We start from the raw sequence: 11,573 nt of genomic DNA, 5'->3' as shown, positions 1-11,573 counted from the left end.
TAAATTATAATTGTAAAAAAAAACGGCTGACAAAATTTGTCAAACGTTTATCACAATCAGGTTACCTAAATCTTAATTCAAAATTAACTTTTTGGTGGTTGTAAAATTTCCTGTGGCATACTTTAAAATATAAGCTCCTGATTCTAATGAGGCTAAATTTATTTCTTTATTATAGAATCCGTTTGGTGCTAATTTTTGTTGAAATACTTTCTTACCGCTCATATCATAAATTGCTACTTGCGTATTTTCAGCTGAATTATTTTCGTATAAAAGTGTAATCTTTTTGTCAGTTGAAGGATTTGGATAAATACTGAACGAATTTTCAGCATCAAAAACAGTGGTTGATAATGCGTTGGTTACATCTTCGGTCGTAAAACTTAGGTTTCCTGTAGAACCACCTTCAAAATCTGTAAAATGCAAGCGATAGATTGTTCCGTCGGCATATTTTACATAGTAGAATAATTCAGGATCAAGATCGTAAGCACTTCCGTTAAAACTTTTCCAATCGTAGCCAATTGTATTAATGTCTGTTGAATACGATAGGTTGCTGGTATCTCCATTTCCGTTGGGTTCAATATTTTCAGCAACAGTTAAGTTTGGATGATGAAGTACGCCAGTAACCGTGTACATCATTCCGCCGCCAACATCGGTGCTATATTTTTTAAAAACGAGATCCCAATCTTCTGTTGCGGGAGAAGCAATCACTTCGCTATCGGTTTCTAAATTGTAATAATTGAAAATTTGGTTTGGATTAGATGAGTTGGATACGGTAGTTGTAGTTTCATTTTCCCAGCTAGAATTTGTCTCATTCCAGCTTGCATATTTAAATGTATAAGCGCCAAAATATTCTTCGATAAATAATTTTTTGAATGAACCGTCGGCATATTTTAAGACAAAAATAATAGTACCGGTAACTTTATGATTACCATTAATATTATATTCTCCCCAGCCCCATGTTGCAGAACCATTATCTAATGCTCCGATTCCCCAATCGGTATCACTATTATGCAATTGCGTAAAATTTGCAATATTGTTTACGTCTATGCTTGCCCAATCTGAAGCAGTATTGGAAGCTTCGTAAACTTCAATTCCTTTGCCTTCGTTCACACGAATTGCTTTGTTAATGTTGTCAATTCTTAAAAATGCCAAATCCCAGTTTGTAGCAGTATAAGCTTCGCTTTGGTCAGTTGAAATTTTATAATAAACCTCGTCTGAATAATTGGATTGAAGGCTCAGGTTTACGGTAGTTTCTTGTGCGTTTGCTATAAAAATTCCGCATAGAATAAATAAAATACTTATTTTTTTCATGATTAAAATATTTATGGTTGTTTAATTAATTTAAAAGTTCATATTCAAAAGAAGGATAACCGCGTACCCCATTTTCGTTGAGGAAAGCGGTAAATCTTAGTTTATAAAAATTCCCTTCAGTATCTTTTATAATGTAAAACCGATCGGTATACATACCGGAAAAAACATCACGCCAATTTGCGCCAATAACACGCTGGTCTAATTCAAATTTTTCTTCTAGTATGGTTGAAGTTGAAAAATCTTGATAAGAAATTTCTGAAGTGTTTACTTGATAAGCTTCAACATTTGCTAAGGTATTTGTGCTTACATAATCTGAAAACCCGTATGCGCCAAAACCACCCTCGGGGAGATCTAAAACTTCGGTAAAAACGGTGAAGTTTAAATCCCAATTTTGTTTTTGTGGTTCAACTGTTACTATATTTTCTGTATTAAAACTGAAAAACGTAAAATTATGGCTTGGTGTTTTGGGGATTGTTATTTCTTGATACGAGTTAGAATTTAAATCGGCATAACGTAGAACGTATTCGTTGTTATCTCGTAAAATCTGAATTTTCTTCCAGCCACGAGCTTCTCCAGCTACGGCAATACTTCCGATTTCGGGAGTTTCGGTTCCTACTTTATTACCGAGTTTTAAAAGGTAAACGTTATTTTCATCTTCAGTAATTGAAATTTCATCAATAGCGGTTTCGTTAATATTTCCGCTAGGAGCATCTACATATTCATCAGATCCCGGAACGAGAAAAGCCATTTGCCCTTGCAAGCTTTCAACATTTGTTTCATTCACTTCATCAAATTCTACATTTCCTAACGATGCAGCCATCATAAAAAGCGAAGCGTTTAACTTTACACGAAATTCTTCACCAGAAAAAAAACCTAAATCCCATTTTTCACGGAATACTTCAGTAGTAGTTTTTCCACTTAAATCTACATAAACTTGGTTTCCTTCGTTAGGACCGCCGATTTCAGGAGAAATGCTTCCACCTAGTGAAGCAGCTTCTGCAAAATTGACCTTGGTTGAAATATTTCCCTGAGGAAATGAATTTTCAAGACTTACTTCTGAGATTGAAAATTCAATAAATGGATCTTCAGCTGAAATATTTGCATTTTCTTTAGTGATGCTGAAAGAAGTTTGTTCACTATTTGCTGAAAAGGGAACTACAATAGTTCCTTCGGTAATTGTTGGATTTGTAGAAAACTGATTTTCTTCTACATTGTTTAAATTATAAGTGACGGTAATTTTCCCATTTTCTGGTGCCGCACTTGCAAATACAATAGTTATATTGATTTCGTTTACTTCTGCCGAAAAGTTTTCTGAAGGATTTTCAAAAGCTACGATAAAATCTTCTCGACTTACCGAATCATCTTCAGTGCAAGAAATTAATACAAGCGATAAAAAGATGAATATACTTAAGTTTTTAAGTTGTTTTTTCATAGTATTAAAAATTAAGGTTGTACAATAGTTTTAGAAAATATGATCTACCGTAACCCAATAATTGGTTACCGGTTGAAGTTTCATGCGCGCCGCCACCAATTACAGAAGTGTTTACTCGTGTAATATCTAGCATGTTTCTTGCACCTAAAGTGACTTCAAAATTATCTTTAAAAAATGTTTTTCTTACCGAAGCATTTAACCAGCCATAGCCTGCAACTTTGCCACGTTTTATAATAGTTTCATTTTCTTCATTTATCTCGTTAAAAAATTGTTGTTGCGGACCGTTATATTTGAAAAAGGTAGAGAAAGTTGTATTCCATTTAGGAATATCATAAGAGATGTTTGTATTTACTTGAACAGCGTATAAATAATCATCATTATAAATCCCCGCACTTTCTAAAACCTTTGATTCACCACTAAGCGCAATTCCTGCAGTTGCTCTAAATTGTTTGTAGCTTATAGAGTTTCGTAAAGAAACCCCCATTGTTCTGTGTAAATCTATATTGCTATATTGATAAACTAGCGGATTGTTTTGTACAATTACTAAGTCAATTTTATCTTGAACGTCAAGAAACCATGCCGATAATTTTGGAGTAAATTTTAACTCATAATCTTTTCCCCAGAAATTCTTTTTAAAGTGAAGAAAAATAGACCTACCATATTCTGGATTTAAATTTTCATCTCCTTGAATATTATGATTAGAATCTACCATGTAGAAGTAAAGTTGCTCGAAATTTGGAATTTTAGGAGCTGAGCCGCCAATTAATCGAAGCTGATAATTATTTTTAAACCTATATTTTGCACTTACCGAAAACGCATAAGCCGGATTAAAATGTGAAGTAGCGATTACACGAGTTCCAGGCCTAATGGAAAGCCTATCTGAAGCTTCTATTTCTGAAGAGACAAAAAAGCTATAGGAATTTAATTGTCTATTTTTTGTGCGTTGCTCTATGTTTTGAGGTGACAAATCGCTTGCAGTTCCTGCATCGATAGTAGTTTCGTAACCTAACTCTACATTTACTTTTTTTGAAGTAAAAAAGTTATTGAAGGTTCCCCGCGAGAAAAAGCCTTTTCTTGTATTAAAATCGTAATCTTCTAACTTGGTTTTTTCTTCTGTTTTTAGTCGGTAACTATAGCCTTTATAATTTTTTATCTGTTCTTGATAAGCCGCAGAAATATTAAAATTTACTTGCTGCTTAATTTTACCGGAAGTATTTAAATGATGATAAAAACGTTCTGAGGTAAAAACTTCATCATTTGCAGTAGGATTTACAGTTTCTGTAGAAGGATTGTAATTAAAATTTACATTATTAGCGTATTTATTGGTTACTTCATTAAAATATTCAAATTTATAAAAGGCTTTAAAATTTTTGTTATCGTTATAATTTAAAAGCGCTTTTACGTTGTTTTGCTCTTTAGGCAACCATTCATAACCTCTTAAGCTATCGTTTTCCATTTCGGGACTAGGATTATAATAACTTATTCCTTTTTTTTCATTTAGAAAACCTTGGAAATCATTGCGAGTGAAAAGTATATTACCATAAATTTTATCAGAAAAATTATGACCGATTTTTATAGATTGAATATGGCGACCTTCATCAAACCAACTGTATTCATCACCAATAGTTTCTTCTTGAATAAAAGGTGTGATTTGCCAATCATGTTTTCCACTTTTTTTGGTGATAATATTAATTACACCGGTAACGGCATTAGCTCCATATTGAACACCCATAGAACCTTCAATAATTTCAATTTGCTCGATATCATCGAGATTTATTTGGCTGATGTCTATAGCGTTTCCGTAACCTTCATCGCCTACAATAGGAACGTTGTCAACTAAAATTTTTACATATTCTGAATTAAAACCAAATTGCCGAATTCCTGATCTTCCTTCTCCGGCTTGCGGAATAATATTCATATTCAAGGTTTGATTTAGAACATCAGAAAGGTTGTTAGCCGCCAACATTTGTATGTCTTTTTGCGAAAGCACTTCAACCTCAAATACAGATTTATCTACAGATTGCCGATTGTATTGTCCTGTTAAAACTACTTTTTGAAGGGAGTTATATTGCAACGAATCTTGACGTAACGAATCTATTTCTTGCGCTTTTATCTGAAAAAAAACTAAAACTGCAGTAAGAAAAAAATAACGTTTAATCATTATTTAGAATTGGTCTTAATTAAAATATTATTGCAAATATATATTTAATTTTTAATCAGTCTAAATAAATTTGATATTTTTGTGCCAAGAAATTTTAACCAAATCAGATATAATGAAATCTAGAAATTTTATTCCGTTAGTTTTAGTTATGCTTATTTTTTGGGCAACAAATGCTCAAGAATCTTTAAAAGAAGATAGAAAAGCAATTAAAGAAATGTGCGGTTGTTTTGAAGTAACATTCAAATACACCGAAACTTTTGCTCCAGAAATTGATTATGAAAAAGCTTATGATTATACAGCCACCGCTTTAGAATGGGCAGAAATGATTGAAGAGGATGATGAAAAAATTTCAATTCAGCATTTATTGGTTATAAACGATTCTACCATTATAAAACATTGGCGCCAAGATTGGACTTACGAAGATAGAACACGTTATGAATACGATAAAGATAATAAGTGGAAATTCGTAAAGTCTCCTAAAAAAGCGGTAAAAGGGCAATGGACACAAAGTGTATATCAGGTAGATGACAGTCCGCGTTATTCAGGTTCGGCAACTTGGATTCACGCAGATGGAAGACACTACTGGGATGATGAAGCAGACTCACCTTTACCTCGAAGAGAATATTCTAAACGAAGCGATTACAACGTAATGAATAGAGGAAATCATGTAGAAATTACAGATTATGGTTGGTTACACGAGCAAGACAATAAAAAAATAATTAGAGAAGATGGAGAAGAAGATGTGCTATTAGTGCAAGAAAAAGGATATAATGTGTATAAAAAAGTGCCGGATTCTAAATGTTTAGCCGCTAAAAATTGGTGGAAAGAAAACAAAGAATTTTGGGTAAAAGCTAGAAAAAACTGGGCCACTATTTTTGATAATAATGAAGATTTAACCTTAAAAAAATCGGTTGACGGTAAACCGCTTTTTATGCACCTTTTCCCCATGGATGTAAATACTTCAGAAGATAAAATTGAAGCAACTATAGAAGAATTTATTGAAGAATAAATGATGAAAAAATTAGCCATACTTCTCATTTTACTAATTTCTTATGCTTTTGCTGTAATGCCACAAAATGAATTACAGCAAAAGTTTGAAAAAGCAATTCGAGGAACATATAATGTAGAAAATTTTAATTTAGATGAAATTAAAGTTTCTAGCGAAATTGTAGAGCAGTTAAGTGTAGAAATGAATGAAGGAAACCTGTTTAAAATTAGCCAAGAAAAGAATTTGATTGGCTATGCTTATTTAGGAACAGCTCCAAGCAAGAAAAAGGAATTTGAATATGTTGTGCTTTTTGATGAAAATTTTATCATCAAAAAATCTAAAGTCTTAATTTATAGAGAAAATTATGGTTTGCAAATTGGTACACAACGTTGGTTGAAACAATTTATAGGGATGACGCCTAAAGATAACATCGTTTATGGAGAAAACATTGCAGCTATAAGTGGAGCAACCATCTCGGCTTCCTCAATGGCAAGAGCTGTAAATGATGTATTACAAAGCGTAAATTTGCTTCAGCAGAACAATATTTTATAAGATGAAGTTGGAAGGGAAATTACAAGTTTTACCTAATCCTGTAAAAATTTTAATCGGCACTTTTCTAGTTGTTTTAAGTGTCGGTTATTTTACGGGATTAACTTTTGTGGGTGAAACTACTTCAAATTCACCACAAGGAATTCAGGAAAATTATTTGGGCAACGAAGAAGATGAAAATGCGAGCTTTATGAAGTTTAAAAAATCAGAACGCGAAATGTTAACTATTGTTCATACGCATATCTTGTCAATGTCTGTAATCTTCTTTTTAGTGGGTGGTTTAGTGTCATTAACCAAAACGAACTCCGCTTTTAAAAAGTTTTTAATGATAGAACCTTTACTTTCTGTTTTGCTCACTTTTGGTGGTATTTATTTTATGTGGCAAGGAATTATATGGATGCGATACATAGTTATGATTTCCGGGATTCTAATGACATTTTCTTTTACGGCATCGGTGCTGTTGATTTTCAGTCAATTATTCAGGAAATAAATCCTCTTAAATTAGCTTTTATCTAATTTAAAAAGCCTAAATTTGCATGCAATTAAATATTTAATTGCTATGACTGCACACGAAAATAAAATAGTAGGTGAAGGACTAACTTATGATGATGTTCTCTTAGTTCCTGCCTTTTCTGAAGTACTTCCTCGCGAAGTAAATATTCAAACAAAATTCACAAAAAATATTACCATTAATGTACCTATTGTTTCTGCAGCAATGGATACAGTAACCGAATCGAGAATGGCTATTGCTATTGCTCGTGAAGGAGGTATTGGTGTTCTACATAAAAACATGACTATTGAGCAACAAGCCCTTAAAGTTAGAAAAGTGAAGCGTGCAGAAAGCGGAATGATTATAGATCCTGTTACATTGCCTATTTCGGCAAGTGTTCAAGATGCAAAAGCTCATATGCGAGAGCATAGCATTGGCGGAATTCCAATTGTAGATGATGAAGGAAAGCTATTAGGAATCGTGACTAATCGTGATTTACGGTTCGAAAAAAATAATGAACGTCCAATATCTGAAGTAATGACTTCAGAAAATCTAGTTACTGTTGCCGAAGGAACTTCATTAAGTGAAGCTGAAGATATTTTACAAGCTAATAAAATTGAAAAACTACCTGTTGTAAATAAATCAAATAAGCTTGTCGGTTTAATCACTTTCAGAGATATAACCAAATTAACTCAAAAACCAACAGCGAATAAAGATCAGTACGGGAGATTACGTGTTGCTGCGGCTTTAGGAGTAACAGGTGATGCAGTAAATAGAGCAGAGGCTTTAGTAAATGCCGGAGTTGATGCGGTAGTTATTGATACAGCACACGGGCATACAAGGGGTGTTGTCCATGTGTTGAAAGAAGTGAAAAAGAAATTTCCAGATTTAGACGTAGTTGTCGGAAATATAGCCACGGCAGAAGCAGCAAAATATTTGGTTGAAGCTGGAGCAGATGCTGTAAAGGTTGGTATTGGTCCAGGTTCTATTTGTACAACTAGAGTAGTAGCGGGAGTTGGTTTTCCTCAGTTTTCTGCAGTTTTAGAAGTGGCAGAAGCTATAAAAGAAACGGGAGTTCCGGTGATTGCAGATGGCGGAATTCGTTACACAGGAGATATTCCTAAAGCAATAGCAGCTGGCGCAGATTGTGTAATGCTCGGTTCTTTATTAGCAGGAACAAAAGAATCACCTGGTGAAACTATAATTTATGAAGGTCGTAAATTTAAGTCTTACCGTGGAATGGGTTCTGTTGAAGCCATGGAAAAAGGATCTAAAGATCGTTATTTTCAAGATGTAGAAGATGATATTAAGAAATTAGTTCCTGAAGGAATTGTAGGAAGAGTACCTTATAAAGGAGAGTTAGTAGAAAGCATGACTCAATTTATTGGTGGTTTAAGAGCCGGTATGGGGTATTGTGGAGCAAAAGACGTTGCCAGTTTAAAACGTGATGCTAAATTTGTAAAAATTACTTCTTCAGGTATTTTTGAAAGTCATCCACACGATGTTACTATTACTAGGGAAGCACCAAATTATTCAAGATAATAGATCAGTTAAAAACACTAATTAAAACAATAAAAAAAGCCATAAAAATTCATGGCTTTTTTTATTGTTTTATAATATGATAATATTCTATAAAAAATTGTTCTAAGGATAACATTTTTGTATTGAAAAATTCAAAAACTTCCGGCCAAGTTTTTTTATTATGAATACTGACATTCTCTTTAGGCAGGTAAATATTACCGATTATTTTTCCAGATTCAGTTTCAAAATTTGGATCGAGAATAAAATCTTTGTCAACTTCAGAAAGGAGTAAATTTTTTAGACTCTCAAATTTTTCAAAATAATATTCCTTAATCAATTCATCTTCGGTATCAATTATAATTCCGACGCTTGCTTTTTTGGTGTCAAAATGAAATTTTAAATTAATCTCTTTAATTTTTGTATCGTATAAAATCCATTTTTTTGGACTTTGTTTTCCGAAACTTGTCCAAAATTCTTTCCTAATTTTTTTAGATTCTTCTCTGCTGAACATGGTTTATAAAAAATAAGCAATCAAAATTCCTAAGATAATAGAAACGGTTTTAGAAAAACTAAATTGATGATTTTTAGAAGATTCAAATAAAATGGTAGTGGACACGTGTAGAAAAATACCGATAACAAGCGCATGAACGTAATGTTCTATAGAAGCTAAAAATTCAAAATGTTGATGGAGTAAACTTCCTAAAGGGGTCATTAAAGCAAATAAAAGTAAGAAACTTAAAATTTTTGGTTTACTAAGATTAGAACTTAGCAAAAATGACGAAATAATAACAGCCACCGGAATTTTATGAACTACCACACCATATAAAAGATGATGATTAGTATGAATTGGATAGCCTTCAATTAGCGCATGAATGCATAAACTGATAAATAAAACGTAAGGAAACGTAGTTTTGTTTTTATCGTGATGCAAATGTCCGTGTTCTGCACCTTTGGATAGAAACTCTAAAAAAACTTGTAGTAAAATTCCAGTCATAATCAATAAGCCAGTCATTTTAGAATAATCGGCATAAACTTCTGGTAAAAATTCAAATACGGTTATTGAAAGTAAAAAAGCTCCGCTAAACGATAATAAAAGTTGAATGGAAGCTTTTCCGGCTTTGGTAAATAAAGCAATAGCAAAGCCTACAATAACAGCAAAAATGGGGAGTGAAATATTCATGTATTATTGAAAAATTAAAATTAACCGATCAGATTTTTTTTCATCAAATTCATGAAGATCGTAATCTCCCAATGTGTGTTTTAAGTTGATTCCGGCTTTTTTAAAATAGTCCTTAAAGTCTTCTAAGCGTAAAGCTTTTACACGTTCTATATAATCGTGTTGATCTCCTTCGGCTTCAAACTGAATGCGTTTAAAAATAAAACCATTTTCTACCCATCGCGAAATGTTAAAGTCGATTCCTTTTACGCTTTTAGTTTCTTCAGGAACTAAATTGGTAATCACTTTTTCAACATTCATAAAATCTATAACCCCAAAGCCATTAGGTTTTAATTCTTGCTTTATGGCTTTTATGGTGTTTAAATTACTTTCTTCTTTTTCAAAATATCCAAAACTTGTAAAAAGATTAAAAACAGCATCAAATTTTTCAGGTAGGGGTTTGCACATATCATGCACTTGAAAATCTAAACCCTGTTTTTCATGCGTTTTTGCTTCAGCAATACTATTTTTAGAAAGATCTACACCGGTAACATTGTAGCCAAGTTTATGTAAATAAATAGAATGCCGACCTTTACCACAGGCTAAATCTAACAGTTTAGCCTTTTTTTCTAGTTGAAGAAAATCAACTAAATTTTGCATAAAATCTTGCGCCTCTTGGTAACCTCTATCTCTATAAAGTATATGATAAAAATCTGTATCAAACCAAGATGCGTACCAATTTGTTTCAAGCTTTGTCATAGGCGGCAAAATTAATGTATTTTTGCCGGAAGAGAACTTTTTGCTATGGGAAATAATTTTAAAATGATTGCCAAAACCTTATATGGTTTTGAACCTCTGTTGGCCAACGAATTGAAAAATCTTGGTGCAATGGACGTAAAAGAAGGAATTAGAAACGTTAGTTTTTTGGGCGATAAGGGGTTTATGTATAAGGCTAATTTGTCTTTGCGTACAGCTATTAAAATTTTAAAACCCATTAGAAGTTTTAAAATTACTTCTGAAGAAGATTTGTATAAGAAAATTTACGCCATAGATTGGTCAGAATTTTTAGACGCTAAAGGCTCGCTTGCAATAGATGCTACAGTACATTCTAAACAATTTACCCATAGTAAATACATTGCTTTAAAAAGTAAAGATGCTATTGTAGATAAGTTTAGAAATACAGAAGGTTTTAGACCAAGTATAGATTTAGATTATCCAGATTTACGCTTAAATATTCATATAGAAAATAATTTTTGTACCGTTTCTTTAGATAGCTCTGGTCAATCTTTACACAAACGTGGTTATAAAAGTGCTACCAATATTGCACCGATAAATGAAGTTTTGGCAGCCGGAATGTTGTTGATGTCAGGTTGGGATGGAAGAAGTGATTTTATGGATCCGATGTGCGGTAGTGGAACGATTTTAATTGAAGCGGCGATGATTGCTTGTAATATCCCACCAAACTTAAATAAAAAAGAATTCGGTTTTGAAAAATGGAAAGATTGGGATGTTGATTTGTTTGAAAAAATTGAAGAGTCTTGTTTAAATAAAATTCGAGGCTTTGAACATAAAATTATCGGTTACGATAAAGCTTCTTCAGCAGTTTATAAAGCCAATGATAATATTGAAAATGCCAATTTATCTGAATTTATATCCATAGAGCAACAAGACTTTTTTAGGACAAAAAAAGATATTGACGGAAAATTACACATGCTTTTTAATCCACCTTACGGGGAACGTTTAGAATTACTTGATTTACCCAAGTTTTATAAAAGTATTGGTGATACCTTAAAACAAGATTACCCAAATACACAAGCTTGGTTTATTGTGTCTAACTTAGACGCTATTAAAAATGTAGGCTTACGTCCTTCCCGAAAAATTAAATTGTACAACGGAAGTTTAGATTCACGCTTATTAAAATATGAAATTTACGAAGGCACTAAAAAAGTTCATAAACGTAAATAAGAA

At 32.6% G+C, this 11,573-nt stretch carries 11 protein-coding genes; 5 read left to right on the top strand and 6 right to left on the bottom strand.

Features of this window, described 5'->3' with window-relative positions:
• Nucleotides 1-72: 72 nt before the first annotated feature.
• The 3 genes from D9R05_RS02460 to D9R05_RS02450 are packed head-to-tail and all read right to left on the bottom strand — an operon-like array spanning nt 73 to nt 4,901.
• Complete coding sequence (locus tag D9R05_RS02460) at nt 73-1,308, bottom strand: T9SS type A sorting domain-containing protein (protein WP_121665621.1); 1,236 nt, start codon at nt 1,306-1,308, stop codon at nt 73-75.
• Between the two features lie 25 nt (nt 1,309-1,333).
• Nucleotides 1,334-2,740, bottom strand: coding sequence for an HmuY family protein (locus tag D9R05_RS02455; RefSeq protein WP_121665620.1), 1,407 nt, complete (start codon nt 2,738-2,740; stop codon nt 1,334-1,336).
• A gap of 4 nt (nt 2,741-2,744) precedes the next feature.
• Complete coding sequence (locus D9R05_RS02450) at nt 2,745-4,901, bottom strand: TonB-dependent receptor plug domain-containing protein (RefSeq protein WP_240462901.1); 2,157 nt, start codon at nt 4,899-4,901, stop codon at nt 2,745-2,747.
• 112 nt (nt 4,902-5,013) lie between these two features.
• Here D9R05_RS02450 and D9R05_RS02445 point away from each other — a divergent pair, with 112 nt between their 5' ends.
• From D9R05_RS02445 to guaB, 4 genes are all read left to right on the top strand, one after another.
• The gene (locus tag D9R05_RS02445; RefSeq protein ID WP_121665619.1) at nt 5,014-5,910 is read left to right on the top strand and encodes a DUF6607 family protein; all 897 of its coding nucleotides are present in this window, start codon (nt 5,014-5,016) and stop codon (nt 5,908-5,910) included.
• On the top strand, nt 5,911-6,441 hold the full coding sequence (locus D9R05_RS02440) for an FMN-binding protein (RefSeq protein ID WP_121665618.1): 531 nt from the start codon (nt 5,911-5,913) through the stop codon (nt 6,439-6,441).
• A gap of 1 nt (nt 6,442) precedes the next feature.
• The gene (locus D9R05_RS02435) at nt 6,443-6,928 is read left to right on the top strand and encodes a hypothetical protein (RefSeq protein WP_121665617.1); all 486 of its coding nucleotides are present in this window, start codon (nt 6,443-6,445) and stop codon (nt 6,926-6,928) included.
• A gap of 69 nt (nt 6,929-6,997) precedes the next feature.
• A complete protein-coding gene (gene guaB / locus D9R05_RS02430; RefSeq protein WP_121665828.1) occupies nt 6,998-8,470 on the top strand; it encodes an IMP dehydrogenase in 1,473 nt (490 codons plus the stop codon).
• Nucleotides 8,471-8,531: 61 nt separating this feature from the next.
• On the opposite strand, the gene D9R05_RS02425 is transcribed toward guaB, so the two are convergent.
• The 3 genes from D9R05_RS02425 to D9R05_RS02415 are packed head-to-tail and all read right to left on the bottom strand — an operon-like array spanning nt 8,532 to nt 10,364.
• Nucleotides 8,532-8,960: a DUF4268 domain-containing protein gene (locus D9R05_RS02425; RefSeq protein WP_121665616.1), complete on the bottom strand. Its 429-nt coding sequence runs from the start codon at nt 8,958-8,960 to the stop codon at nt 8,532-8,534.
• 3 nt (nt 8,961-8,963) lie between these two features.
• Complete coding sequence (locus D9R05_RS02420; RefSeq protein ID WP_121665615.1) at nt 8,964-9,629, bottom strand: ZIP family metal transporter; 666 nt, start codon at nt 9,627-9,629, stop codon at nt 8,964-8,966.
• Nucleotides 9,630-9,632: 3 nt separating this feature from the next.
• On the bottom strand, nt 9,633-10,364 hold the full coding sequence (locus D9R05_RS02415) for a class I SAM-dependent methyltransferase (protein WP_121665614.1): 732 nt from the start codon (nt 10,362-10,364) through the stop codon (nt 9,633-9,635).
• Nucleotides 10,365-10,409: 45 nt separating this feature from the next.
• Between D9R05_RS02415 and D9R05_RS02410 the strand changes: the two genes are divergently transcribed.
• Entirely contained in the window at nt 10,410-11,570 is a 1,161-nt protein-coding gene (locus D9R05_RS02410) for a THUMP domain-containing class I SAM-dependent RNA methyltransferase (protein WP_121665613.1), read from the top strand.
• Nucleotides 11,571-11,573 lie beyond the last annotated feature (3 nt).

The sequence above is a fragment of the Mesonia aquimarina genome (assembly GCF_003667275.1).
Lineage (GTDB): Bacteria > Bacteroidota > Bacteroidia > Flavobacteriales > Flavobacteriaceae > Mesonia > Mesonia aquimarina.
The sequence above is the reverse complement of the archived record's forward strand: the minus strand, read 5'-3'. Positions and strand labels throughout refer to the sequence as shown.

What these genes read in the sequence shown, in the direction of transcription:
- D9R05_RS02450 (WP_240462901.1), bottom strand. Translation starts at nt 4,901, where the DNA reads ATGATTAAACGTTATTTTTTTCTTACTGCAGTTTTAGTTTTTTTTCAG.
- guaB (WP_121665828.1), top strand. Translation starts at nt 6,998, where the DNA reads ATGACTGCACACGAAAATAAAATAGTAGGTGAAGGACTAACTTATGAT.
- D9R05_RS02420 (WP_121665615.1), bottom strand. Translation starts at nt 9,629, where the DNA reads ATGAATATTTCACTCCCCATTTTTGCTGTTATTGTAGGCTTTGCTATT.
- D9R05_RS02445 (WP_121665619.1), top strand. Translation starts at nt 5,014, where the DNA reads ATGAAATCTAGAAATTTTATTCCGTTAGTTTTAGTTATGCTTATTTTT.
- D9R05_RS02435 (WP_121665617.1), top strand. Translation starts at nt 6,443, where the DNA reads ATGAAGTTGGAAGGGAAATTACAAGTTTTACCTAATCCTGTAAAAATT.
- D9R05_RS02410 (WP_121665613.1), top strand. Translation starts at nt 10,410, where the DNA reads ATGGGAAATAATTTTAAAATGATTGCCAAAACCTTATATGGTTTTGAA.
- D9R05_RS02425 (WP_121665616.1), bottom strand. Translation starts at nt 8,960, where the DNA reads ATGTTCAGCAGAGAAGAATCTAAAAAAATTAGGAAAGAATTTTGGACA.
- D9R05_RS02440 (WP_121665618.1), top strand. Translation starts at nt 5,911, where the DNA reads ATGATGAAAAAATTAGCCATACTTCTCATTTTACTAATTTCTTATGCT.
- D9R05_RS02415 (WP_121665614.1), bottom strand. Translation starts at nt 10,364, where the DNA reads ATGACAAAGCTTGAAACAAATTGGTACGCATCTTGGTTTGATACAGAT.
- D9R05_RS02460 (WP_121665621.1), bottom strand. Translation starts at nt 1,308, where the DNA reads ATGAAAAAAATAAGTATTTTATTTATTCTATGCGGAATTTTTATAGCA.
- D9R05_RS02455 (WP_121665620.1), bottom strand. Translation starts at nt 2,740, where the DNA reads ATGAAAAAACAACTTAAAAACTTAAGTATATTCATCTTTTTATCGCTT.